Raw genomic sequence first — 25,056 nt, forward strand, 5'->3', positions numbered from 1 at the left:
CCGAGAGCCCCACGCCATACACCTCTACGGGCTCACCCGCACCAGTGTGTGCCGACGTCGCCGAGCGTCACCGCCGATTCTCATCGCCCGCCACGTTCGACCGAAGGTCGAAGTCAAATACACCTCTGTGTCGGAGCACCCTTGGCACGGATGGAAGCCCACGCCGTCCTCACCGAACTCATCGACCGCGTATCGCGGATCGAGCTGTCTGGTGATCCGACATGGTCGACCAACAGTTCGTTGCGCGGGCCCACCAGGCTCGCAGTTCGATTCGTCACCACGTCATGCTCACTTCCTGCGGGTGGCCTGCCCCAGGTCCCACGCCGCAGTTCTGTTGAGCTGGCTATCGATGGCCATGACGGGCGCGTTCCTTACTTGCGCATCCTCACCCCGGTCCGCGTCGACCCACTTTGCGGAACTCGCTTGGCGACTGCCCGGTCCAGCGCCTGAAGGCGTGAGAGAAGTTCGGCAGGTCGCTGTAGCCGAGATCGACGGCGATCTGACTGATCGTTAGGGAGTGGTCGAGCAGTCGGACGATGGCCCTCTCGCGTAGTAGGGATTGTCGAACCTCCCGGAAGGTCGTCCCTTCGTCGTCAAGTCGTCTCTTCATGGTGCTGGTGGAGACGCCGAGGAGTGCTGCGACCTCCTGGCTGCTGCTACGCCCGGGATCCTCCTCGAGCAGTCGCCTCACGCTCTCCGTAACGCTGGCGGCACTGGTGTTCCGCTCAAGCGTGCGGCTCAGCTCGGCGATGGCCAGGCGGTAAGCAAGCGGGTCTGGGAATCGGCAGCGGGCCTGAAGCGTCTCGGCGGGCACGTCGATGAAGGATGCGTGCGCGTCGAATGCCAGACGTCCGGTCAGGAGATCTATGTAGCCCTCCGGAAACTGGGGGGCCTTCCAGGCCAGGTGCAGTGTTACGCCTGGCAGCGTGCCGGCCAGCATGTCGAGCAGTCGAAGCAAAGCCGCGCCACCGTAGGTGATGACCAGGCAGTCGAGATCGGGGTCGCCGGTGTGGCCGCTGAGGCCTACCGTCAGGCTGCGCTGGCCCTGGTGGAAGTGGGGGCGAAGGGCCCCGGAGATGACGGGCAGGTACCCGAGCAGCTCGAAGACCTCGGTGACGGATCCAGCGCTGACCAGGGGAAGGCTCAAGGGACCAAACGAGGTCAGCTGGGCCCTCTCGGCGAATGCGAGCCCGAGGTGGGTGGCGCCTTCGGGGTCGAGGTCGGGGTAGACCTCGCGGAACCAGCGGATCGGCACCTGTCGGTCGTGCCGGACCAGATCCAGCTCGGACGTCCCCTGGTGGTCGATGATCCGACGAAAGTGGGCCACGGCGTCGGGCTCGAGTGCGTCGCTGTTCAAGAGCTGGACGAACGCCAGCGGAGGCACCCCGGGCTCGTGAGCCTTCATCCTGCCTCCTGAGCCGAAATCACAACATATTGACGCGGGTGACCATAGCCACAGCGCCACCGGAGCGCAAACACTTGACTCACGTTCGAGCAAGGAGCTGTTTCATGTCAGATGTCACCTTCATCTCCCACGACGGAGAGAAGCGCGAGGCACCCCTCGAGGAGGGTGCGTCCCTCATGCAGATCGCGGTCGACAACATGGTGCCCGGGGTCGACGGCGACTGCGGCGGAGAGGCCGCGTGTGGCACGTGCCACGTGATTGTCGATGACCAGTGGGTCGCCGAGGTCGGCCGTTCAGGTCCGGTCGAGGAGGAGATGCTCGCCATGAACCCCGAGCGCGAGCCGGCGTCTCGTCTGGCGTGCCAGATGCGCGTGAGCGAGAACTGGGACGGCCTCGTCGTTCGACTCCCCGAATTCCAGATGTGACCGTCGAGAGGAAGACCGCGCCATGACGACCCTGACTACCGTGACCGACGCCGTGACTGAGCGAGTTCAGTTCGTTGTCCCTATGCAGATGCAGATCCGTGGGGCGCACCTATACGACAAGACCCGTCGTTTCGTGACACGGACCAACGGACAAAAGATCTTCGTTGAGGAGCCCATCCCCCCCGTGGAGGAGGTCGCCCTCGCCGATATCGACCTGAGCAACCCGTTCCTGTACCGGCAGGGTAGGTGGCAGGAGTACTTCGAGCGGGTGCGCAACGAGGCCCCCGTGCACTTTCAGGCCAAGAGCCCTTTCGGTCCCTTCTGGTCGGTCACCCGGCACGCCGATATCGTCGCAGTTGACAAGGACCATGAGACCTTCTCGGCGGAGCCCTTCATTATCATCGGCGAGCCCCCGCGGTTCATGGATGTCGCCATGTTCATTGCGATGGACCCGCCCAAGCACGACCGCCAGCGCGCTGCCGTCCAGGGCGTCGTGGCTCCCAAGAATCTGCGGGAGATGGAGGGGCTGATCCGTTCGCGCGTCCAAGAGGTGCTAGACGATCTCCCGATCGGTGAGCCCTTCAACTGGGTCGACCGCGTCTCGATCGAGCTCACTGCGCGCATGTTGGCAACCTTGCTGGACTTCCCCTACGAGGAGCGCCGAAAGCTCGTCGAGTGGTCAGACTTGGCTAGCTCTATGGAGCAGGCCAACGGCGGTCCTTCGGACAACGATGAGGTGTTCCGCGGGTTCGTCGACGCAGCGCGAGGGCTGAGTGCCCTGTGGCGCGACAAGGAGGCGCGGCTCGCGGCCGGCGAGGAGCCGGGCTTCGACCTGATCACGATGCTGCAGAGCAACGAGGACACCAAGGACCTGATCGATCGTCCGATGGAGTTCCTGGGCAACCTCACCCTGCTCATCGTCGGCGGCAACGACACCACGCGGAACTCCATGAGCGGCGGTGTCCTCGCACTGAACCGGTTCCCCGACCAGTTCGAGAAGCTCAAGGCCAACCCCGACCTCATCCCGAACATGGTCTCGGAGATCATCCGCTGGCAGACACCCTTGGCCTACATGCGCCGCGTGGCCAAGAAGGACACGATGCTCAACGGACAGTTCATCCGCAAGGGAGACAAGCTCGTGATGTGGTATGCCTCGGGCAACCGCGACGAGCGCGTGTTCGACCGGCCGGACGACCTGATTATCGACCGGCGCAACGCTCGCAACCACATCTCCTTCGGTTTCGGTGTCCACCGGTGCATGGGCAACCGACTGGCGGAGATGCAGCTGCGAATCCTGTGGGAGGAGCTGCTGCCGCGCTTCGACAAGATCGAGGTCGTCGACGAACCGGAGTACGTCCAGTCCAACTTCGTGCGCGGCATCAGCAGGCTGATGGTCCAGCTGACGCCGAAGACCGACGCGTGACCGAGGGGAGGGCGCTGGTCGTCGGTGCCAGCCATGCCGGTGTCCAGGTGGCGGCCGGACTCCGGCAGGAGGGTTGGGCGGGAGAGATCGTCGCGGTCGGTGACGAGCCGGCGCTGCCCTATCAACGTCCTCCTCTCTCCAAGGCCTACCTCGCTGGCAAGAGCAGCCTGGAAGAGCTCGCCATCCGCAAGGCGGAGTTCTACGACAAGCACGACATCAGCCTCGTGCAGGGGACGGTCACGCAGATCGATCGTGCGGCGCAACAGGTGGTGCTGAGCGACGGCACGACGATGGCGTACGCCGGTCTCGCCCTGTGCACGGGGGGCCGGGCGCGCAGCCTGTCCGTGTCCGGCATCGATCTGTCGGGGATCTTCTACCTCCGGACCTTCGCGGACGTCGCCTCGATCCGGGCTTGGGCGGCCCCGGGTCACCACGCCGTGATCGTCGGCGGTGGATACATCGGCTTGGAGACAGCCGCGTCCCTGCGGGCACTCGGTCTGGAGGTGACGGTCCTGGAGGCCGCTGAGCGCGTGCTCGAGCGGGTCACGGCACCTGAGGTTTCGTCATTCTACGAGCGCGTCCACCGCGACGCCGGTGTTGTTATCCGAACGGCCGCCCTCGTCAAGGCCATGGCCGGCGACGACCGCGTCCGTGAGGTGGTCCTGGATGGCGGTGAGCGGATCCCAGCCGACCTCGTGATCGTCGGTGTGGGCCTGGTTCCCAACACCGAGTTGGCCGCCGATGCTGGCCTGCTAGTCGAGGACGGAATCGTGATTGACGACCTGGCTTGCACCAGCGACCCTCGAATCGTCGCCGCCGGTGACTGTGCCAGCCACCGCATGGCTCGCTACGACCGACTCGTGAGGCTGGAGTCTGTGCCCAGTGCCGGGGAACAGGCCAAGACGGCAGCAGCCACACTGTGCGGCAAAGAGCGCCCTATCGCAGCGCTGCCGTGGTTCTGGTCTGACCAGTACGACCTCAAGCTGCAGATAGCGGGGTTGAACACCGGTTACGACGAGCTCGTTCTGAGTGGCGACCCCACCCGTGATCGCGACTTCACCTGCTACTACCTCCAGCAGGGCCGGCTGCTGGCCGCGGACTGCGTGAACCGACCGCGGGACTTCATGAAGGCTAAGCAGGTGATCAGTCGGGGGCTCGACGTCGACCGGGCCCAGCTCAAGGCCGCCCGCGCATCCTGAGGTCCCGCCTGTTGGCCCACCCGACGCGGGCCGGCTGTCGTGTCCCAGGCTCCGAATCGCGCCACTACCCCGAAGGAACCTCGATGCAGAGCACCATGATGAACATCCCCCTCACGACCGCCGCAATCCTGCGGCACGGTTCGCGCGTGCACGCTACCGCTCGTGTCCGGACGCTCCAGCCGGACGGCTCGGTCAAGGTCGGCACGTTCGCGGACGTGGGTCGCCGGTCGGCGCAGCTGGCTCACGCCCTGCGCGCCTGTGGTGTGACGGGCGACGAGCGGGTCGCGACCCTCATGTGGAATAACCAGGAGCATGTCGAGGCCTACTGTGCGGTGCCCTCGATGGGCGCGGTCCTGCACACTCTCAATCCTCGCCTGGCCCCGGAGCAGTTGGTCTACATCGCCAACCATGCCGACGACCGGGTGGTGCTCGTAGACGGCACTCTGGCCCCCCTCCTGGCGGCGGTCCTGTCCCAGCTCGCCCAAGTGCGCACGGTGGTGGTGACGGGCGGCGTCGACCTCGCGCCGCTGCAGCGTGACGGCGTCACTGTGGTGGCCTACGAGGACTTCATCGCCGGCCAGCCGGAGACATTCGACTGGCCGGAGGTCGACGAGTTCTCGGCCGCGGCGATGTGCTACACCTCGGGCACGACGGGCAACCCGAAGGGCGTTGCGTACAGCCACCGGTCGACGTACCTCCACTCGATGGCGGCGTGCGCCGCCGACGGGCTGAGCGTCGGCGGTGACGATGCGATCTTGGCCATCGTCCCGATGTTCCACGCCAACGCCTGGGGGCTGGTCTACGCGGCTCTGATGGCTGGGGCCGACCTGGTCATGCCCGACCGGTTCCTCCAGGCAGAGCCGTTGGTCCGCCTTATCTCCAGTGAGTGCCCCACGGTCGCCGGTGCCGTGCCGACGATCTGGAGCGACGTGCTCAACTACCTCGAGGCCAACCCCGGGCACGATATCTCCTCGTTGGGGCTGGTGGCATGCGGAGGGTCGGCTGTGCCCCTGCACCTGATGCAGGTCTTCCAGGCGAAGTATGACGTGCAGATCGTGCAGGCTTGGGGGATGACGGAGACCTCGCCGCTGGCTGCCATCGCGCGGCCTCCGGCGTCGGTGAGCGGGGAGGAGCACTGGGCGCTGCGGGCCTCGCAGGGCCGGCCGGTCGCCGGGGTCGAGCTGCGGCTGGTGGACGACGAGGGCAATGAGGTGCCGCACGACGGTGAGTCGGTCGGGGAGATCCAGGTGCGTGGCCCGTGGATCACCGGGGCGTACGTCGGCGATGAGGACACGGAGAAGTTCGACGATGGGTGGTTGCGGACGGGAGACGTCGGTCGCATTGACGATCGCAGCTTCGTCACCCTGACCGACCGCGCGAAGGACGTCATCAAGTCGGGCGGCGAGTGGATCTCCTCGGTGGAGCTCGAGTTGCTGCTCGCCGGTCACCCCGACGTGCTGGAGGCGACGGTCATCGGCGTGCCGGACGAGAAGTGGCAGGAGCGCCCTCTCGCCGTGATCGTGGTGCGGGAGGGCGCCAAGGTGGCCCCTTCGCAGCTGAGGGACTTCTTGGAGGGCAAGGTTGCCAAGTGGTGGCTGCCCGAGCGTTGGTGCTTCGTGTCCGAGGTGCCCAAGACGTCGGTTGGCAAGTTCGACAAGAAGGTGCTCCGTGCCCAGCACGCCGCCGGCGTCCTCACGGTCGTTGAGGTCTGAGCTCATTGATGGACGTGAGGCGCAGACTGGAGCAGGTCGCTTGTCTGCGCTCCGGGGCCCATCGGGTCACTGGCGTGACGAGACGATCACGCTGCGGGTGCTGGTACAGCCCGTCGCGACCTGATCGGTTAGCGGATTGCGGTGCACAACCGGCTGCTTGCCGTGCTACAGCACGACTTCGCCGTAGCGACCAGGCTGTTCGGTCAGTTCGACACCGGTGGCAGGGCCCCGCGCCCTCCTCGGCTAGCCACAAGACGCACCACGCGTGAAAACCTGGGCAAGGCGACACCTACGACCGGGCCTGAGCCCGCGGCTGCCGTCACCCCCACGCAGCGAGGGTCCCGGCCCAAGGCTAGGCCAGGATCCTGTGGCGCTGCTGGCACGACCAGGAGCCCTACGACCCCGACCTACACGGTCCAACCCCCTCCTTTCGGAGGCCGCGTGACATAGGGTTTGTGAGCGAGTGTCCTACTCGGCCCGGCCTGACACTGCTGGCCTCGTGACGTTGCCCAGGTCAATGTGCCAACTGCCCGTCGTGACTCAGCTCCAGGTGACGCAGAGCGAGCGCCACCTCGCTGCTCGTCGGCGCGAGATCCCGGCCCAGGAGGCTCGTCGCCTTCTGGAGACGGTAGCGGATGGTGTTGCGGTGCACTGACAGGTCTGTTGCCGTCCGATCGACGCTGCCGCCCAGGGCCAGATACGTCGCAACGGTCTCCCGGAGGCTGGCCTCGTGGTCCGAGGGGCCGCCCAGGCCGCCCAGTGTGCGCCGCACGAAGTCGTCCACCTCCTGGTTGCACCCGAGGAGCACGAGTGCCTCGTGATCGGCGTAGAGGAAGACGCCCCGCTTGTCGGGGTGCACGATGTCCAGGGTGCGCCGTGCCTGGCGGTGCGAGGATGCGAAACCAGCCAGTCCAGGTCTGCTCGGCCCGACAATGACGCGCAGGTCTCCGGCGGGACTGTTGGAAAGCGCGAGTTCCGCGGCGGGGGGTAGCTGTCGACTTGTGGAAGCCCACATCCACGCCTGACGTCCGCCCGGACGCACCACGAGCGACGGCCGCAGCCCGGCGTCTGCCGCCAGGTGTCGGCACGATTCCTCGAGCGACTCCACAGCGTCCTGCTCCTCGCCCGCAGCCAGGACGAAGGCGGTGTGGTAGCCGCTCACGGGGTATCCGCCTAGCTCCGACGAGAGCCACCGGCTGTCCAGGACCTCACCGTCCAGCACCCGGGAGACCGTTTCCATCCAGCGAGCGTTCCGCCCGATCTCAATGCGACGGCGTGCCTCGTGGTAGACCCGGCTGGTTTCGTTGATGGAACGATCGATCCAGTCGGACGCCCGCTCCCACAGGAAGATGAGCAGATCCGCGCGCTCGGATCGTGCATCGTCGATCTCGGCGATCAGCTCTGTGGTGTAGCTCCACGTGCTCTGCTGTGCGATGCGGTACATCCGGTTGAGGGTGTCGAGCGGGAGCGACGTCTGGGCAGATCCGCGAGCGATGTGCACGGCGGCGGGGACGAGGGTGAAGGCCATCCGCGGCTGGGTCAGTTGACCGAGGAAGCAGATCCAGTGCTCGCGGATCGCCTCTTCGATCTCGTCGGGGAGGCCGGGGCGGGACGCCAGCTCTGGGATCTCCTCGAGGATCTTCTGGGCGGTGCGCTCCACCCAGGCGTCGACCTGGCTGGCGTTCGACTCGTCGAGGACGAACCGGGTCACCCATTCCTCGACCCACGGCAGCGGATGTGTCGGCATCGGGCTCCTCGACTCGAATGGACGGCCCACCGACCGCCATGATTGTGCAAATCTACAAGGATGAGTCGCGTTTTCGGCGTCTTTGACGAGACGAGCGCCGCGCCAAGCCTATGTAATCGTGGTCACATCTCGACGAGCCGAAAGGGTGAGCGCATGGACACGCGGGTCGACACTGCCGCGACAGGAGCGTTGCCCAGGGCTATTCGAGTGATGCAGGTCGAGATGGCGCGTCGTCCAGGGGGTCCGCCTCAGCGGTGCTACGGCAGGGCCACCCCTTGGTCGGCCAAGGTCACCATGGGCCGCGTCGCCCAGTGGTGACGACGACTCCCTCCCCGGACGCTGTCCAGCGGCAGGGACCATCCGGCTTGACGCCGAGCTCGCGGGAGATCGCCAAGGAGGCCATGGGGTCGAGCATCTTCGTCCGAACCCTAAGTACGTTCGGGGACTTCTACACGTTCTCGGGCAACGTCTTCAAGCAGATGTTCACCCGCCGGTTCCAGTTCCGCGAGTTCGTGTCGCAGGCTTGGTTCATCACGACCGTGTCCTTTGCGCCGGCTCTCCTTGTCGCGATTCCCTTCTGCGTTGTCATCATCTTTCAGGTCAACCAGCTCCTCATCCAGATCGGGGCCGTCGACCTCGCGGGAGCGGGCGCGGCCGTGGCGGTGGTCCGCGAGATCGGACCCATCGTGAGCGTCCTGGTGGTGGCCGGCGCCGGTGCCACGGCGATCTGCGCCGACCTCGGCTCGCGCAAGATCCGAGACGAGATCGATGCCATGGTCACCCTCGGCATCGACCCCATCCAGCGGCTGGTCGTGCCGCGCGTCCTCGCCTCCATGCTAGTCGGCGTCGCGCTGAACGGCATGGTGACCGTGGTGGGCCTCGTGGGCGGCTACATCTTCTCGGTCATCCTCCAGGGAGCCACGCCCGGCCTCTACATCTCCGACCTCACCCTGCTCGTGGGTCTCGCGGACTTCATCACTTCCGAGATCAAGGCTGCGGTCTTCGGCATGTTGGCCGGTCTGACCGCGTGCTACCTCGGTCTGAACGCGAAGGGCGGCCCCAAGGGCGTGGGGGATGCGGTCAACCAGACCGTCGTCTTCGCGTTCATGCTGCTGTTCGCTGCCAACAGCGTGATCAGCGCCCTCTTCCTACAGATCAAGTTGGGAGCCTGACATGGCGGTCCACGCCCCGACCTCGCGCGAGCGGCTATACCTGAACGGGCGCGCGCTCGTGCGCCGGCCCGCCCAGGGTCTGCGCGACCTCGGCGACCAGCTCGGCTTCCACGCAGCGGCCTATCGAGCAGTGCCTCGCACGATCCGCAGCTACCCGAAGGAGATCATCCGGCTTCTCGCCGAGGTGTCCCTGGGCTCGGGCGCCCTGGCCCTCATCGGAGGCACCGTCCTGGTCATCGGCTTCCTGACGGCCGCGTCCGGCATCGAGGTGGGCCTGCAGGCCTATACCTCCTTCGACAACATCGGCGTCTCTGCGCTGTCGGGCTTCTTCTCGGCGTACTTCAACACCCGGGAGGTGGCCCCGATCATCTCCGGCATCGCGCTCACCGCCACGGTCGGCGCCGGCTTCACCGCCCAGATCGGGGCCATGCGGGTCAGTGAGGAGATCGACGCGATCGAGGTGATGGCCGTGCCGCCGATCCCCTACCTCGTCACCACACGGATCATCGCCGGCCTGATCGCCGTCGTGCCGCTGTTCACGATCGCCCTGATGTCTTGCTGGCTCGCCACGCGGCTGGTGGTCACGGTCGGCTACGGACAAGCAGCCGGCACGTACCAGCACTACTTCGACACGTTCCTGGTGCCCACCGACCTGTTCCTGGCTGGTATCAAGGTCCTGCTCATGGCCCTGGTGATCGTCTCGGTCTGCTGCTTCCACGGCTTCAGGGCCAGTGGCGGGCCGGCGGGCGTGGGTCAGGCCGTGGGTCGGGCCGTGCGGTCGGCGCTGATCGCCACCATGTTCGTCGACCTGATCTTCGCGCTCGCCGTGTGGGGCGGACCGTCGGTCCGCATCGCGGGGTGAAGTACATGCCTACCGTTCGAGGCATCGACAAGAAGCTCCTGGCCGGTCTGGCCATGGTACTGCTGGTGGCCGCGGTCCTGGTGGGGACCGTCATGCAGTACAACGGCGTCTTCCGCCCCTCCGTGGACGTCCTGGTGACGGCCGATCGCGCTGGCATCACCATGGCCCCCGGTGCTCCGGTGAAGCTCCACGGCGTCGTGGTGGGAGCCGTCAGTGATGTCTCCGTCGACGGCGATCGTGCGCAGATCAGCCTCGAGCTAGACCCGAGCGAGGTGGACTCCATCCCTCGTGACGTCACCGCGCGACTGGTCCCGCCGACGGCGTTCGGAGCCAAGTACGTCCAGCTGAGCGCGCCCAAGGAGGGGGACGCCGAACCGATCCGCGCCGGTGACGTCATCGCCGCGACCGCCACCACCGTGGAGGTAGACGAGGCATTCACAAACCTCACCGGGGTGCTCGAGGCTGCCCGGCCCGCCCAGCTCAGCGAGGCGCTGAACGCCGTCGCGGGGGCGCTGGACCAGCGTGGTGAGGTCCTCGGCGAGCTCATCGCCCTGACCGACACCTACCTCACCTCCTTCAACCCCTCCCTGCCTGCCCTGAGCGAGGACCTCCGCCGAATCGATGACGTCGCAGCGGTCTACGACCTGGCCCGTGAGGACCTCATCACCACATTCGACGGTGCCGCCACGACCCTGCAGACCGTCGTCCAGCAGCAGGCCTCGCTCCGCGCGCTGGAGCTCAGCCTCACCTCTTTCAGCGGCGAGGGTGACTCGCTTCTGCGCGAGAGCGGCCCGGGTCTCAGCACGTCGTTGCGGCTGCTCGACCCCGTAACCGGGACGCTGGCCCGCTACTCCCCGGAGTTGCCCTGCCTCATCGAGGGTCTGGCGAAGGGTAACGAGCTGGCCGAGCTCGCGGTGGGTGGCACCAACCCGGGCATCACCACCTTCACGCACGTGGTGCGCGGCAGGGAGCCCTACGCCTTCCCCGGCGATGTCAAGGTTCTGGGCGAGGACCGCGGGCCCAACTGCTTCGGGTTGCCCTACGTGACCCCGGGAGAAGCCTCCCTGACATATCAGCCGACCTTTGACACGGGGGTCAATCCCTTCAAGGAGACGGACTCCGGGGCGCGCAGCTCCACCGACATCCTCGACATTCTGGGAATAGGAGGTCGCTGACGTGGCGACGAGTCCAGTGCGTCTCAAGGAACGGGCCGACCTCGTTCGGCTGGTCATCTTCCTCGTCGTCGCGGCCCTCGTCACCTTCTGGGTGGCAGCCGTGACGAGCGAGTACCGCTCTGGTGGTGCGACTACCTACCGGGCTGCCTTCGACGACGTCTCAGGCCTGCAGGAGGGCGACCAGGTCCGCGCCGCCGGGGTGAGGGTCGGTCAGGTCACCGACATCGACGTCCGGCCCGACAGCACCGTTGTCGTCAGCTTCGAGGTCGACGACTCCTTGGTCCTCGACGACGGCACGACCGCCACGATCGAGTACCGCAACCTCATCGGCGACCGGATCGTCCAGATGGCGAGCGAGGGCGCGGGCACCGGCACAAAGCTGGCTGCGGGCGGGATGATTCCGATCGCCAATACCGCCTCGGCGCTGGATCTCGACACGCTGCTCAACGGGTTCAAGCCGCTCTTCGCCGGCCTTAACCCGACCCAGGTCAACGAGCTGTCCCAGCAACTCGTCCAGGTCCTCCAGGGTCAGGAGTCGGCCGTCGAGACGCTGACGACCCGAGTCGGCTCCTTCACCTCTGCGATCGCCCAGCGTGAGCAGCTGATCACCCAGGTGATCGGCAACCTCAACGAGGTCTTGGAGACCGTCGACGGCCGTCGCGACGAGGTGGGCCAGCTGATCGATGCACTCGACGTCGTCCTGACCCGTTTCGACGAGCAGGACACCGAGATCCTCATCGCCGCCGAGAAGATCGACCAGTTCGCTCGCGAGGCGTCCGCACTGGTGGGTCGGGCGCGCGGTGACCTCACGCCCGACCTCCGCGCATTGACCGAGGCGGCGCGGGGTCTGAACCTGGAGAAGGAGGAGCTGGTTGCCGTGCTCCGCCAGCTGCCGCGCCACTACCGCAAGCTGCAGAACGCCGGCTCGTACGGCAACTTCTTCAACTTCTTCCTCTGCGGCGTTCGGCTTCAGACCGACGCGGCAGCCGGCGTCCCGGTGTTGACCCCGTGGATCAACTCCGACGCAGAGAGGTGTCAGCGATGAGCGGCTTGCTGCACGAACGTGCTCGCCGCGGGCTGATGGGCACCATGCTCATCGTGCTCGTGGTCCTCGCCAGCCTCAACCTCAACCGCCTGCCCCTGGTGGGCAACAGCGAGGTCATCCACGCACGGTTCGCTGAGGCCGGGGGACTTCGTGGTGGGGACTCGGTGGTGGTGTCGGGCGCCGAGATCGGCAAGGTGCGCGAAGTGACGCTGGAGGACGGCGTGGTGGAGGCCGACCTGGCGCTCACCGACCCGGACGTCGAGCTGGGTGACCAGACCGAGGCCCGGATCATCACCACAACGCTGCTGGGCCGTGCCGCCGTGGAGCTCGTGCCTGCCGGTGGTGGCGACCTCGAGGCCGGGGAGACGATCCCAGTCGAGCGCACCGACTCGCCGTACAGCATCACCAGCGCCCTGAACCAGCTCACGACTGAGAGCGGGCAGATCGACAAGGAAGCGCTCCAGCGAGCCATCGACCAGGCCTCGAGCGTGCTCGAGGGTTCGCAGGGATCCGTGGGCCCTGCCCTACGCGGCATCACGGACATCTCCAGGGCGATTGCCGCCAACGATGACCAGCTCGCCACGCTCCTGGACCGAGCCACCCGGGTCACCGGCGTATTGGCCGACCGCGACCAACAGGTGGCCTCGTTGCTGACCGCAGGCGAGTCGCTGTTCGCGGAGCTGGATGCGCGGCAGCGAGTCGTCGAGGACCTCCTGAGCAGCGCCCAGGCGCTGGCGGCGCAGCTCCGTGCCGTGCTCGAGGAGAACGCCCAGGTCATCGGGCCTGCCCTGCGTCAGCTCAACGACATCGTCGCCGTCCTCAACCGCAACAAGAAGGCGATCCAGGACACGCTCGTTGGTCTGCGGGGCTATGCCACCGCGTTCGGCGACGCCGCGTCCACCGGACCGTGGTTCGACGCCTACATCCAGAACCTCACCGACCCCGCCACCTTGGCGCCGATCTTGTCTGGAATCCTCCCATGACCGCTGTGTTGAATGCCGGCCTGGTGCGCCGCCTCGCTGTTCCCCTCGTCCTTGGCCTGCTGGTAGCGGCGGGTATCTCCGTGGTTCGCGGTGGTGACACGACGATCGACGTCACCTTCAGCAGCGCCGAGGGACTGTACGTCGGTGACGACGTGCGAGTGCTGGGCGTGCCCGTAGGCACGATCAGCGAGATCACGCCCTTCGAGACCGGGGTCGAGGTCGAGCTGACCATCCAGGACGACCAACCCATTCCCGCCGACGCGCGAGCGGCCATCGTCTCGCCCAGCCTGGTCAGCGGTCGGTTCGTCCAGCTCGAGCCCGTCTACACCGGCGGACCCCAGATGAAAGATGGTGCCACGATCGGTGTCGACCGCACCGCCGTGCCGGTCACCTTCGACGACGTCAAGCAACAGCTGACGGACCTCACAGGAGCTCTGGGGCCTACCCAGGCCTCCGGGCGGGGGGCGCTGTCCCGTGCGGTGGTGGCCCTGGACGAGAGTCTGAAGGCCGGCAACGGCACCGAGGTCCGACGCGCCATCGCCGGACTGCGCACTGCTGCCGCAGCCCTGTCCGACCCCAGGTCGGACCTGTTCACCACGATCGAGAACCTCGACACGTTCACCCGGGCGCTGGCCCTGAACGACCAAGCCGTACGAGGATTCGCCGAGGAGATCGACGCCGTCGGCGAGGTGCTCGAGCGCAACAGGTTCGCCCTCACCAGGGTCCTGCGTGACCTGGCCGGGACGCTCCGAGCAACGGGGGAATTCATCGACATCAATGGCGAGGGGATCTCGACCGCAGTCCGGCAGGTCAACCTGCTCTCAGCCGCGCTTGCCGATCGCTCCGACGAGCTGGCGGGATCGTTGCACATCGGCACCAACGCGCTCATCAACCTGGCGAACATCGTTGAGGGTTCGGCGCTCAAGGGACGTGCCACGCTCAGCGCCTTGGACAGCCTCCCGCAGCTGCTTTGTGGCGCCATCCTCGGCGCTGGGGGTACCGCGGCCCAGTGCCAGGCGGTCCTCGAGCCGATCCTCGCGACGTTGGGATTGGACAGCCTGGACCAGGAGGTGGTCCCGGGCGTCAACGCCGGCGAGCCGGGCGACGACGACCTGCCGGTTCCCGGTCTCGCCGGCATCGAGATCGACCTCCTGCAGACCCTCGGTGGCCTGCTGACCGGCGCAAGCGGAGGCACACCATGACGACATCCACCGGCATGCCCCGACGGGCCCGGACGCTGCGGAGGGTCGCCGTGGGCGCCCTGCTGGTGCCGTTGACGGCAGGATGCGCCCTCCAGCCGAACGAGAACACCCTTCCCGGTCAGGTCGCCACGGGGTCGGACGGCTACGGGGTCACCGTTCACTTCGAGGCCGTGGAGAACCTCGTCCCGAACTCCCAGGTGCTCCTCGACGACGTGGTCGTCGGTACCGTGACGGCCATCAGGGTCGAGGACTGGCACGCAGTCGCCGACATCCGACTGCTCGACTCGGTGCCGATCAGCGATGATGCCCGCTTCACCATCGGGCAGAAGACCCTGCTCGGCGCGCAGTACGTCGATGTGGACTCCCCGGCCTCGGACGGCCAAGCGTCACCCTCGACCCAACTCGCCGAGGGGGACGAGGTGCCACTGGTGCGCACCGGTCAGGCGCCAGGAACCGAGCAGGTGCTGGCGGGTGTGGCTTTGCTGCTCAACAACGGCGGCCTCTCGCAGATCAGCACGATCACCGGCGAGCTCACCACTGCCCTGGATGAGCGGCAACTGGACGCCCGCGACCTCGTCGACCGTTCCAACGAGCTGCTGGGTGTCCTCGACAACACCAAGAGTGAGATCATCCGCGCCCTGGAATCCCTGGAGCGTCTCAGCAGGGGTCTGGCAGACGACCGCGACGTCATCGCCCGAGCCATCGACCAGGTGGGTCCCGGGCTGGAGGCGCTGGAGGGGGAGAGAGCACGGCTCGTCGACGCCGTGACGACCACGGGACGCGCCAGCACGCGGGCCGTCGGGGTCATCCAGGCCAGTCAGGAGGCGATCCTGGCCAACCTGGCCTCACTGGGACCCATCCTGAGCAACCTGGGGAAGGCGGCCACCCGGCTTCCCGAGGCTCTGAAGATCGCCATCACGATCCCCTTCCCCGCGATGACCACGGAGAAGACGCTGCGCGGCGACTACTCCAACCTCTTCGCCACCATCGACGTCAGTACCCGGAGCCTGGCCGACCTGCTGCTCGGCAGCGGTCAGCTGCCCTCGCTGCAGTCCGGGAACCCCCTGCTGGATCCCCTCCAGGAGCCTGGCGCCGGCGGCGGGTCAGGCAACGGCGGCAACGGCGGCAACGGCGGCCAGAGCGGCGTTGGAGCACCCGAGGACGACGACGCCGAAGGTGTCAACGACGACGAAGACGCCGACGACGGCGGAAGTTGCTTGCTCGGATTCCTAGGAGACTGCTGATGGTCCTCACGTCCCTGATCAAGCGTCAGCTCCGCGTCTTCGCTCTCCTCACCGTCGTCACGCTATTCTTCGCCGTGGTCGTGTACGCCCGCGTGCCGGCCACGATGGGCGTGGGCGTGTACGAGGTTCGTGCCGAGTACCCCGACGCCAGCGGTCTCTACCCCAAGGCGATGGTGACCTACCAAGGCGTCACGGTCGGCGAGGTGACTGACCTCGAGATCGAGGACGGTGGCGCCGTCGCGGTCCTACGAATTGACGACGAGCACGACATCCCGGCCAATGCGGTCGCGGAGCTGCACAGCACCTCGGCGATCGGTGAGCAGTACGTCGATCTCGTCCCCGCATCACAAGGCGCGGCCGACCCGGAAGAGTCGACCAGCTTGGGCGACGGCGACGTCATCCCCGCGGACCGCACCGTAGAGATGCCACAGATCACTCCCCTGCTGGAGTCGCTGAACGACCTCCTGAAGTCCGTCCCGCGTGAGCGGACCCGTCGTGTCCTCAACCAGGTCGACCAGGGGCTCGCAGGAAGCGGTCCTGACCTGGCGAGCACGATCGACGACGCCGACGAACTCCTCCGAACAGCCCAGGAGCGTTTGGCCGTCACGAGGTCACTGATCAGGTCCGCTCAGCCGGTCCTGGGCACCCAGCAGGACCTTCGGTCCACCACCCTGAGCTACGCCCAGTCCCTTGCGTCCTTCAGCGGCGAGCTCGCGGGACGGGACCGGGACCTGCGCGCCCTGCTGTCCCAGGGCCCGGAGGGGCTGAGGGCTGCCAGCGAGCTGGTGACGGACCTCCAGCCGACGCTACCCTTGCTGGTCACCAACCTCACGACCAATGCGGAGGTGCTCAACACCTACCTGCCGCAGATCCAAGAAGGTCTAGTCTACTACCCGGTGACCGTCGCACGGTTGCAGAGTGCCATTAACCCGCGCGCCGAGTTCGGTGACGTGAACCTCGACCTACGTGCCAACGTGAACAACCCGCCGGCCTGCTCGCAGGGCTACCTGCCGGCTGCCGAGCGTCGTGATCCGTCGGTGAGCCAGTTCCGCGACGTCGACCGCCTGGCCCACTGCACGGTGCCCGACGAGGACCCCAAGTCCGTGCGAGGTGCCCGGCTGCTGCCCTGCCCCCAGGGGGGTGGACGCGGCCCCCTGCCCTCCTCGTGCGGGCTGAAGTTCGGGAACGGCGTCTGGCCGCAGGGGGCCGGTGTATCACGCGGCTCGGACCTGCGCCGAGGCCTGGCAGGTGACACGTCGCAGGAGCCGTCGGCCGGACAGGGATGGCAGGAGCTCGTGCTAGGACCGGTGAGTGTGCGATGACCGATGAGGTGTCCAACTCGGACGTCCCCTCGGACGTCACCCCCCGTGCAGGGCGTGCTGTCCTGGTGTGGACCCTGCTGGGCGTCCTCCTGGTAGTTGCACTCGGCGCCGCCGTGGAGCGGGGCCTGGCCTGGCGCGAGGCGGAGGGACGCGAGCAGGCTCGCGCCGACGTGGTCGAGGCGGCGGAGAACGAGGTGGTGGGTTTGATCACCATCAGTGCGCGGACGACGGGCGAGGACCTCGAGGAATTGATCGAGGGGGCCACCGCGACCTTCCGGGACGACCTGCGCGACCAGGCCGACCGGCTGCGCCAGGAGGTCGTGGAGAACGAGGTCGAGGCCACCGGCGAGGTCGTCTCCACGGGCGTGGTGAGCCTGGCAGACGAGAGCGCCACGGTGATTGTGGCGGCTCGTGGCACGGTGGACAACCGCAGCGCCCGGCAGCCGGAGCCGCGCAGCTACCGCCTCGAGGTGGAGCTGCAGGAGGTCGAGGGCTCGTGGTTGGTCTCGGCGTTGAGGTTCGTCGCATGATCAGGCAGGCGACGGAGAAGAATGCCGGGTCGCTCTCCGGTTCGCTGTCTGTCCCAGCGGGCGCCGGGCGCCCGCGGCGTCGTCGACTGGTGACGCTGCTGGGGGTGCTCACTGTGGTGCTTGCCGGCGCGGCCGGGGCTGCGGCCTGGCGGGTCGATCAGCTCGACGACCGGAACTCCGTCGGCGCTGAGGCCGTGGCGGCGGTCCGCGAGCGCGTCCCGCTGCTGTTGAGTTACCGCTACGCCACGCTCGAGGAAGACCTCGACACCGCATTGGACCAGACGGCCGGCGACTTCACCGACGAGTACGGCGACCTGATCGACGACGTCGTGCGCACCGCGGCGACGGAGCGTCGGATCATCACCGAGGCGAACGTCAATGCCGCCGGAGTCGTCTCGGTCGAGAGCGACGACGAGGTAGTGGTGCTCGTCTTCCTGACCCAGTCCACCACCAGCCGGAGCTCGCCCGATCCCGTCGTCAGCGGCAGCAGGGTCGAGGTCACCATGCAGCGCATGGACTCGGACTGGTTGATCGCAGGGCTCGAGACCCGATGACGCGTCCCGGCGCCACACGTGATCACCCCACCACCAGCCATCGAGCGGAGAGCATTGACATGGGCGTCGAGATCAAGGTCGAGCACCTGAGCAAGTCCTTCGGCAAGCAGCTCATCTGGGGTGACGTCACGCTGACGATCCCGGCCGGTGAGATCTGCGTGATGCTGGGTCCGTCGGGCACCGGGAAGTCGGTCTTCCTCAAGACGCTGATCGGGCTGCTCAAGCCGGACAAGGGCTCGATCCTGATCGAGGGCACCGACATCGCGAGCTGCTCGGAGAAGGAGCTCTACGAGATCCGCAAGCTGTTCGGGGTGCTGTTCCAGGACGGCGCGATGTTCGGCTCGATGAACCTCTACGACAACGTCGCGTTCCCGCTGCGTGAGCACACCAAGAAGTCCGAGTCCCAGATCCGCGACATCGTCATGGAGAAGATGGACCTCGTCGGTCTCCTCGGTGCCGAGGACAAGCTGCCCGGTGAGATCTCCGGCGGGATGCGCAAGCGCGCCGGTCTGGCCCGCGCCTTGGTGCTGGACCCCGAGATCGTGCTCTTCGACGAGCCCGACTCCGGTCTCGACCCGGTGCGTACGTCGTTCCTCAACCAGCTGATCATCGACCTCAACGCGCAGATCGACGCGACGTTCCTGATCGTGACCCACGACGTCAACACCGCGCGCACGGTGCCCGACAACATCGGGCTGCTCTACCACCGGCACCTGGCGATGTTCGGCCCGCGCGAGATGCTGCTGTCCTCGGAGGAGCCGGTGGTCCGGCAGTTCCTCAACGCCCAGCGGGTCGGCCCGATCGGCATGTCCGAGGAGAAGGACGCCGACGAGCTCGAGGCGGAGAAGGGCCAGGAGCTGCCGCCGCTGCCCCCGATCCCGCTTCAGCAGGAGCCGTCCAACGGCATCCCTCGGCGCAGCCAGCGCGAGCCCGGTGCCTGGTGTCGCGAGCACGGGATCACCCCGCCTCCGTACTCCTTCGCTAGCGACATCGCGACCGCTCCTGTCCCGCGCACTCCGCCGAAGGCCGACCGCTTCCCACGGCGGCCGTCGTCTGACGGCGCAGCAAACCAGGCCCTGCCGGGCACCGTCACCGACCTCGAGGAAGTCTCATGAACGCCCCGTCCGCACCCACCCTGGAGATCCGTCGTCCCGCCGACGGCGAAGCACTCCGATCGATCCCGATCGTCGACCGCGACCGCGTGCGCGCCGCCGGCGAGGAGCTGCGCGAGGCACAGGTCGCGTGGCGCGACATGGGTCCCGCTGCGCGAGCCACTTGGCTGCGCAAGTGGCGGGGCTGGATCCTCGACCATACCGATGAGCTCACTGACCTGCTCGTCGCAGAGACCGGCAAGGTCCGCCCGGACGCGCTGGTGGAGACAACCGGCTCGTGCGAGTTCATCTCCTTCTACGCTGACCATGCGAAGGAGTTCCTCGCCCCCGAACGAGTGGGGGCAGGAGGACTACTCAGCCTCCCGAAGCGGCTGACCCGCAGCTATCGGCCCTACCCCTTGGTCGGACTGATCATCCCGTGGAACTTCCCGATCACCCTCTTCCTGATGGACGCAGCGCCCGCGCTCGCAGCGGGGTGTGCGGTGCTGACGAAGTCGTCGGAGATGACCCCGCTGACCTGCGCGCGCGTCATCGAGGGGTGGCACGAGATCGGCGCCCCGCCGGTCCTGCGGCACGTTGCCGGGGCGGGGGAGACCGGAGAAGCGGTGGTCGAGGCTGTCGACTTCGTCCAGTTCACGGGCTCGACGGCGACGGGTCGTCGGGTGGCCACTCGCTGTGCTCAGCTGCTCAAGCCGGTCAGCTTGGAGTTGGGAGGCAAGGACGCTGCCATCGTGCTTGAGGACGCCGACCTGGATCGGGCGGCGCACGGGATCGTCTGGGGCGGCATCTTCAACTCCGGTCAGGTCTGCATTTCGGTCGAGCGGGTCTACGTGGTGGACGCGGTCTACGACCGGTTCGTGGAGAAGGTGGAAGCGGCCCTCGGAGCGCTGAAGCAGGGCTCTCGAGCCCGCGACGACGTCGGCGCCATGGTGACCCGGACGCAGGTGGACACGGTCGAGCGGCATGTGCGGGAGGCCCAGGAGTCCGGTGCGCGCGTGCTGGTCGGCGGGGCGCGGGGCGACGAGGGCAACTTCTTCGCTCCCACGCTGCTCGTCGACGTCGACCACAGCATGGTCTGTATGACCGAGGAGACGTTCGGGCCAACGCTGCCGGTCATGCGGGTGGCCGACGAGGCCGAGGCGGTGGCCCTGGCCAACGATTCCGAGTACGGGCTCTCGGCCACCGTGTGGACACGAGACGTTTCCCGCGGCCGGCGCATCGCCGACCAGCTCGAGGTAGGTGCGGTCAACGTCAACGACGTCTTCAGCAACCTGTTCGCCGTGGGGCTACCTCACAGCGGCTGGAAGTCCTCAGGCCTGGGTGCACGCCTGGGTGGCGCGCAGGGTCTGCGGAAGTACTGCCGCGTCCAAGCGATCACTGAGCCGCGGATTCCGCTGGCCACCAAAGAGCTCACCTGGTACCCGTATTCCGCCCGGCGTACGGCGATCGCCGGCCGAGTGCTGCGCCTGGCCGCCGGTCGTGGCTTGCGGCAGCGACTCGGCCTCTGAAAGGAAGAGGAACCATGACGACAATGAACAAGCGACGAGTGGTCGCCATCACCGGGGGCGCCCGGGGGATCGGCTATCACACCGCGGAGGAACTCATCAGGCGCGGTCATCGGGTCGCCATCGGGGACATCGACGAGCTCCAGCTCAAGGTGGCCGCCGAGGAGCTCGACCTCGACGTCGCGGTGCGCCTGGACGTCACCGACCCTGCCTCCATCGCGTCCTTTCTCGACGTGACCGAGGAGGCACTGGGGCCGATCGACGTCTTCATCAACAACGCGGGCGTCATGCCGACGGGGCACGTGCACGAGGAGACAGACGAGGTCACCCGCCGGCAGGTGGAGATCAACGTTCTGGGCGTCATCTTCGGCACCAAGATCGCCCTGCAGCGGATGCTGCCCCGGCGACAGGGGCACATCATCAACACGGCTTCACTGGCCGGGGAGCTCCCGGTCCCGGGGCTGGCGACGTACTGCGGGACCAAGTTCGCGGTCATCGGGTTCACCGAGGCCGCCAGGCAGGAGTACCGCAAGTCGGGTGTCGCCCTGTCCACGGTGCGTCCGACCTTCACCAACACCGAGCTGGTCTCGGGGACGAGCGGAGCCAAGGGCATGCGCAACGCGGAGCCGCAGGAGATCGCGCGCGCCACGGCGGATCTCATCGAGCGCCCGCGACCTTTCGTGCGAGTCACGCGTATCGCCGGGACGATGGTGGCGGCGATGAAGTTCGTTCCCGAGCGGCTCGCGACCCAGCTTGGGGCGATGCTCGGGACCGACACGGTCTTCCTCGACCGCGTGGACACCGCGGCGCGTCAGGCCTACGTGGAGCGGGTCGGTCGCAGCTGATGCCACCGGCGTAATCTCGCGCCACGGAGCCATCCGGGACGACCGCGAGCGCCACGCCGCCTCGCGGTCGTCTCCAGTCTGGGGCTTACCTGTGGTGCTGGCCGCCCTCGGCGACGGACGCTTCCGGGTGGGTGAAGGCCGGCCGCTCCGGCTCGACGGCGGAGATCTGCTGGTAGTCGGCGCCCAGCGGGGGACGTTCGTCCGGCTGGCCCTTGTTGGGCCACAAGGAGGCGGCCCGCTCGGCCTGTGCGGTGATCGTCAGCGAGGGGTTGACGCCCAGGTTCGCCGAGATGCTGGAGCCGTCGACGACGAAGATCCCGTCGTGGCCGTAGAGGCGGTGGTAGGGGTCGATGACCCCCGTTTCCGGGGAGTCCCCGATGGCGCACCCGCCGATGAAGTGAGCGGTCATCGGGATGTTGGCGATCTCCCCCGTGGATCCGCCGGCCACGCCGTTGATCTTTTCGGCGACGCGACGGGTGGCCTCGTTGCCGACGGGGATCCAGGTTGGGTTGGGTGCTCCGTGGCCGGGTCCCGAGGTGATCGTGTGGCGACCGAGGAGGTTCCTCTTCGACCGCACCGTGATGGAGTTGTCCAGCGTCTGCATCACCAGCAGGATCACCGTCCGCTCCGACCACCGTCGCGGACTGAACCAGGTCAGGTGCGAGGGCTGGGTCGCGATCGTCCGCAGCCAGCGCCACCACCGGGGGCCGCGGCCGTCCCCATCGGTGAGGGCGGTCTGGAGCAGGGACATGGCATTGCTGCCCTTCCCGTAGCGCACCGGCTCGATGTGGGTGAACTCGTCGGGGTGGATCGAGGATGTGATGGCCACGCCACGCGTGAAGTCGCTGGATCGATCGCGGGACTTCGCCCCGAGGATCGATTCGGAGTTGGTGCGGGTCAGCGTGCCTAGCCGGTCGGAGATGTACGGCAGGGAGCCAGTGGCCTTGAGTCGGTGGAGCAGCTTTTGGGTGTTGTAGGTGCCCGCTGCGAAGACGACCTGGTTGGCCGTGAATGACTGCCGGTTGCGGCGCCGGCGCACGGACCTGCCGGTGCGGACGGCGTCGACGACGTACCCGCTTCCCCTGCGCGGGCGCACGTCGACCACGGTGGTCAGGGGACGTACTTCAGCCCCGAGCTTCTCCGCGAAGTACAGGTAGTTCTTGTCCAGGGTGTTCTTCGCCCCGACCCGGCACCCGGTCATGCACGACCCGCACTGGGTGCAGCCGGTGCGGCGCGGCCCCGCCCCGCCGAAGAACGGGTCGGGCACCTCTTTGCCGGGCTCTCCGAAGAAGACGCCTACGGGGGTGAGCGTGAAGGTGTGCTCCACACCCATGTCGCGCGCGACCTCGCGTAGCACCTCGTCCGAAGGCGTCACGTGGGGGTTCTGCGTGACACCCAGCATCTGCCGTGCCGTCCGGTAGTGCGGGTCCAGCTCGGCGTGCCAGTCGGTGATATGCGCCCACTGTGGATCGTTGAAGAACGGGGCAGGGGGTTGGTAAAGGGTGTTCGCGTAGTTGAGCGACCCTCCGCCGACCCCGGCGCCCGCCAAGATGACGACGTCGCGCAGCAGGTGGATACGCTGAATGCCGAAGCAGCCGAGCCGTGGCGCCCAGACGAACCGACGGGTGTCCCAGGACGAGGCGGGCAGGTCGTCGGTGTCGTAGCGCTTGCCCGCTTCGAGCACCCCGACGCGGTATCCCTTCTCCGCCAAACGCATGGCGGTTACCGAGCCGCCGAAGCCGGAGCCGATGATCAGCACGTCGTAGTGGGTCGTGGTCATGGGATGTGGATCCTTCGGTGAGGGGTTCGACGCGAGCGGCGCAGCGGACCGGCAGTTCCGCGCCGATCTGACGGATCTGCGTGCAGGCAGTCAGCTGCTTCCGGCGTACGAGAGCAGGGTGAGGTTGAGGGTGGCGGCGTCGAGCTGCGGCGATGCCGGGTTCATCCCCCCGAGACGGCTGCCGCGGAAGAAGGAGTCCTCCGTCGGGCTGGGGACGTCGCTGACGACGAGGTTGAAGCTGAAGGGATCGGGCAGCAGAGCGCCGACGGATGCGAGACCCACGTGGGTCACCATCGAAGCCAGGAGCAGCGAGGCGTAACTGACGGCCGCGAGCTGACCAACTGTGTAGCGTCATCTCGGTGTGACTGTCGATCAGGGCGTGGTGCATCTTGATGAACATGGCGAAACCGACGTCATCGAGCCGTTCGATGCGGTGCATCTTGGTTCTCGGGCTCTCGGCGAGGAGGAACACGCGGTAGACGAAGTCGACTCGCTGGCTCATGTCACTCCTTTCAGACGATGACTGTCGAGGCTGTCACGTCGGTGGAGTGGGCGTCTTGTGCTCTCGCCCAACGCGGAGGCTCCCGGCGGGGCTCGGCGCACAACACCCGGCCCGCCGGCTCCCGCTCCGGCGGTGCCGCCGGAGCGGGGTCAGTCCTCACAGGGACCGGCTGATGATCTCCTTCATGATCTCGGAGGTGCCGGCGTAGATCTGCGAGACGCGCATGTCGGCCCAGATGCGGGCGATGGGGTACTCGTTCATGTACCCGTAGCCGCCGTGCAGCTGGAGGCAGGTGTCGGCGACGCGCTGCGCTCGTTCGGAGCACCACAGCTTCGCCATGGCGGCGGTTGGGATGTCCAGACCCTCGCCGACGTGGAGCTGGATGCACTCGTCCACGAAGGACCGTGCCACGCGAGCTTCTGTGGCGACCTCTGCCATTTTGAACTTGGTGTTCTGGAACCCCCAGATCGGCCGTCCGAAGGCGCTTCGGTCGCGCACGTAGGCCAGTGTCTCGGCCAGGCAGAACTCCATGGCAGCGACGTTGGAGACCGCGACGAGCAGCCGTTCCTGGGGGAGCTGCTGCATGAGCTGCACGAAGCCCTGGCCCTCGGTGAGGCCCAGCAGGTTGGTGGCCGGGACGCGGACGTTGTCGAAGAAGAGCTCCGAGGTGTCCTGTCCCTTCATCCCGATCTTGTCGAGCACCCGACCGCGGGAGAAGCCCTCCGCGTTGGCGGGGACGAGCATCAGTGAGATGCCGGCGGCGCGGTCGTCCGGATCGGTCTTGACCACGGTGAGCACCAGGTCGGCCTGCGAGCCGTTGGTGATGAAGGTCTTTGAGCCGCTGACGACGTACTCGTCACCTTCGCGCACTGCCTTGGTCTTGATGTTCTGCAGGTCCGAGCCGGTCCCGGGCTCGGTCATCGCGATCGCGCCGACGACCTCTCCGGACGCCATCTTGGGCAGCCAGTGCTGTTTCTGCTCCTCGGTGCCGTAGCCGACCAGGTAGTGGGCGACGATCCCGTTGTGCAGAGACGCCCCCCAAGAGCTGTCGCCGACCCGTGCCTGCTCCTCGATCAAGATGGCCTCGTGGGCGAAGGTGCCACCGCCGCCGCCGTACTCCTCGGGGATCGACAGGCAGAGCAGACCGACGTCACCAGCGCGGTTCCACAGTTGCCTGTCGACGTGCTTGTCGGCGATGAAGGTCTCGATGTGTGGCTTGATCTCCTTCTCGCAGAACGTGCGTGCAAGGTCACGGACGTCGTCGAGGTCGTCGTCCATCCAGGGGGAGCGGCGAGTGGTCACGGGGAGCCTC

22 protein-coding genes and 1 pseudogene are annotated in these 25,056 nt (G+C 67.3%); 18 read left to right on the top strand and 5 right to left on the bottom strand.

Annotation, left to right across the window (positions count from 1 at the left end):
* Positions 1–385: 385 nt before the first annotated feature.
* Positions 386–1,405, bottom strand: a complete 1,020-nt coding sequence (locus tag KVF89_RS02395; RefSeq protein WP_257423036.1) for a helix-turn-helix domain-containing protein — start codon at positions 1,403–1,405, stop codon at positions 386–388.
* Positions 1,406–1,509: 104 nt separating this feature from the next.
* Here KVF89_RS02395 and KVF89_RS02400 point away from each other — a divergent pair, with 104 nt between their 5' ends.
* From KVF89_RS02400 to KVF89_RS02415, 4 genes and pseudogenes are all read left to right on the top strand, one after another.
* Positions 1,510–1,830: a 2Fe-2S iron-sulfur cluster-binding protein gene (locus tag KVF89_RS02400; RefSeq protein WP_107766994.1), complete on the top strand. Its 321-nt coding sequence runs from the start codon at positions 1,510–1,512 to the stop codon at positions 1,828–1,830.
* A 22-nt stretch (positions 1,831–1,852) separates the two neighbouring features.
* A pseudogene (locus KVF89_RS02405) lies at positions 1,853–3,238 on the top strand (cytochrome P450); the annotation flags it as partial.
* An 11-nt stretch (positions 3,239–3,249) separates the two neighbouring features.
* Positions 3,250–4,452 carry an NAD(P)/FAD-dependent oxidoreductase gene (locus KVF89_RS02410; RefSeq protein ID WP_257423040.1) on the top strand — a complete coding sequence of 401 codons (1,203 nt, stop codon included), beginning with the start codon at positions 3,250–3,252 and terminating at the stop codon, positions 4,450–4,452.
* 83 nt (positions 4,453–4,535) lie between these two features.
* Positions 4,536–6,164 (top strand): long-chain fatty acid--CoA ligase, encoded by a 1,629-nt coding sequence (locus KVF89_RS02415; protein ID WP_257423041.1) that lies wholly within the window; start codon positions 4,536–4,538, stop codon positions 6,162–6,164.
* A gap of 514 nt (positions 6,165–6,678) precedes the next feature.
* Here the strand turns inward: KVF89_RS02415 and KVF89_RS02420 are convergent.
* Complete coding sequence (locus KVF89_RS02420; protein ID WP_257423043.1) at positions 6,679–7,875, bottom strand: PucR family transcriptional regulator; 1,197 nt, start codon at positions 7,873–7,875, stop codon at positions 6,679–6,681.
* A 437-nt stretch (positions 7,876–8,312) separates the two neighbouring features.
* Here KVF89_RS02420 and KVF89_RS02425 point away from each other — a divergent pair, with 437 nt between their 5' ends.
* Genes KVF89_RS02425 through KVF89_RS02485 form a run of 13 tightly spaced genes read left to right on the top strand, consistent with a single transcriptional unit; the run spans position 8,313 to position 21,462 of the window.
* Positions 8,313–9,083 (top strand): MlaE family ABC transporter permease, encoded by a 771-nt coding sequence (locus tag KVF89_RS02425; RefSeq protein WP_443689992.1) that lies wholly within the window; start codon positions 8,313–8,315, stop codon positions 9,081–9,083.
* Position 9,084: 1 nt separating this feature from the next.
* Positions 9,085–9,945 carry an MlaE family ABC transporter permease gene (locus KVF89_RS02430; protein WP_257423048.1) on the top strand — a complete coding sequence of 287 codons (861 nt, stop codon included), beginning with the start codon at positions 9,085–9,087 and terminating at the stop codon, positions 9,943–9,945.
* Between the two features lie 5 nt (positions 9,946–9,950).
* Positions 9,951–11,120 carry an MCE family protein gene (locus tag KVF89_RS02435; RefSeq protein WP_257423049.1) on the top strand — a complete coding sequence of 390 codons (1,170 nt, stop codon included), beginning with the start codon at positions 9,951–9,953 and terminating at the stop codon, positions 11,118–11,120.
* A 1-nt stretch (position 11,121) separates the two neighbouring features.
* Positions 11,122–12,165 (top strand): MCE family protein, encoded by a 1,044-nt coding sequence (locus KVF89_RS02440; RefSeq protein ID WP_257423050.1) that lies wholly within the window; start codon positions 11,122–11,124, stop codon positions 12,163–12,165.
* Entirely contained in the window at positions 12,162–13,148 is a 987-nt protein-coding gene (locus tag KVF89_RS02445; RefSeq protein ID WP_257423051.1) for an MCE family protein, read from the top strand. The genes KVF89_RS02440 and KVF89_RS02445 overlap by 4 nt, the downstream gene beginning before the upstream one ends.
* The gene (locus KVF89_RS02450; protein WP_257423053.1) at positions 13,145–14,350 is read left to right on the top strand and encodes an MCE family protein; all 1,206 of its coding nucleotides are present in this window, start codon (positions 13,145–13,147) and stop codon (positions 14,348–14,350) included. The genes KVF89_RS02445 and KVF89_RS02450 overlap by 4 nt, the downstream gene beginning before the upstream one ends.
* Positions 14,347–15,594: an MlaD family protein gene (locus KVF89_RS02455; protein ID WP_257423055.1), complete on the top strand. Its 1,248-nt coding sequence runs from the start codon at positions 14,347–14,349 to the stop codon at positions 15,592–15,594. Before KVF89_RS02450 ends, KVF89_RS02455 begins: the two co-directional genes overlap by 4 nt.
* The gene (locus KVF89_RS02460) at positions 15,594–16,916 is read left to right on the top strand and encodes an MCE family protein (RefSeq protein WP_257423056.1); all 1,323 of its coding nucleotides are present in this window, start codon (positions 15,594–15,596) and stop codon (positions 16,914–16,916) included. The genes KVF89_RS02455 and KVF89_RS02460 overlap by 1 nt, the downstream gene beginning before the upstream one ends.
* Complete coding sequence (locus tag KVF89_RS02465; protein WP_257423058.1) at positions 16,913–17,446, top strand: Rv1363c family protein; 534 nt, start codon at positions 16,913–16,915, stop codon at positions 17,444–17,446. The genes KVF89_RS02460 and KVF89_RS02465 overlap by 4 nt, the downstream gene beginning before the upstream one ends.
* Positions 17,413–18,000 carry an Rv1363c family protein gene (locus KVF89_RS02470; protein ID WP_257423060.1) on the top strand — a complete coding sequence of 196 codons (588 nt, stop codon included), beginning with the start codon at positions 17,413–17,415 and terminating at the stop codon, positions 17,998–18,000. Before KVF89_RS02465 ends, KVF89_RS02470 begins: the two co-directional genes overlap by 34 nt.
* A gap of 59 nt (positions 18,001–18,059) precedes the next feature.
* Positions 18,060–19,115: an ABC transporter ATP-binding protein gene (locus KVF89_RS02475; protein ID WP_257423062.1), complete on the top strand. Its 1,056-nt coding sequence runs from the start codon at positions 18,060–18,062 to the stop codon at positions 19,113–19,115.
* A complete protein-coding gene (locus KVF89_RS02480; protein WP_257423064.1) occupies positions 19,112–20,620 on the top strand; it encodes an aldehyde dehydrogenase family protein in 1,509 nt (502 codons plus the stop codon). The genes KVF89_RS02475 and KVF89_RS02480 overlap by 4 nt, the downstream gene beginning before the upstream one ends.
* 14 nt (positions 20,621–20,634) lie before the next feature.
* Complete coding sequence (locus KVF89_RS02485; RefSeq protein WP_257423065.1) at positions 20,635–21,462, top strand: SDR family oxidoreductase; 828 nt, start codon at positions 20,635–20,637, stop codon at positions 21,460–21,462.
* Between the two features lie 85 nt (positions 21,463–21,547).
* On the opposite strand, the gene KVF89_RS02490 is transcribed toward KVF89_RS02485, so the two are convergent.
* Both KVF89_RS02490 and KVF89_RS02495 read right to left on the bottom strand, forming a co-directional pair.
* A complete protein-coding gene (locus tag KVF89_RS02490; RefSeq protein ID WP_257423067.1) occupies positions 21,548–23,242 on the bottom strand; it encodes a GMC oxidoreductase in 1,695 nt (564 codons plus the stop codon).
* Between the two features lie 90 nt (positions 23,243–23,332).
* Positions 23,333–23,524, bottom strand: a complete 192-nt coding sequence (locus KVF89_RS02495; protein ID WP_372497841.1) for a WS/DGAT domain-containing protein — start codon at positions 23,522–23,524, stop codon at positions 23,333–23,335.
* 79 nt (positions 23,525–23,603) lie between these two features.
* On the opposite strand from KVF89_RS02495, the gene KVF89_RS02500 reads away from it, so the two are divergent.
* Positions 23,604–23,765, top strand: coding sequence for a hypothetical protein (locus KVF89_RS02500; RefSeq protein WP_159083754.1), 162 nt, complete (start codon positions 23,604–23,606; stop codon positions 23,763–23,765).
* A 135-nt stretch (positions 23,766–23,900) separates the two neighbouring features.
* Here the strand turns inward: KVF89_RS02500 and KVF89_RS02505 are convergent, their stop codons facing one another.
* On the bottom strand, positions 23,901–25,046 hold the full coding sequence (locus tag KVF89_RS02505) for an acyl-CoA dehydrogenase family protein (RefSeq protein ID WP_257423073.1): 1,146 nt from the start codon (positions 25,044–25,046) through the stop codon (positions 23,901–23,903).
* Positions 25,047–25,056: the final 10 nt, after the last annotated feature.

Origin of the sequence: Nocardioides carbamazepini (assembly GCF_024614185.1) — a bacterium.
Lineage (GTDB): Bacteria > Actinomycetota > Actinomycetes > Propionibacteriales > Nocardioidaceae > Nocardioides > Nocardioides carbamazepini.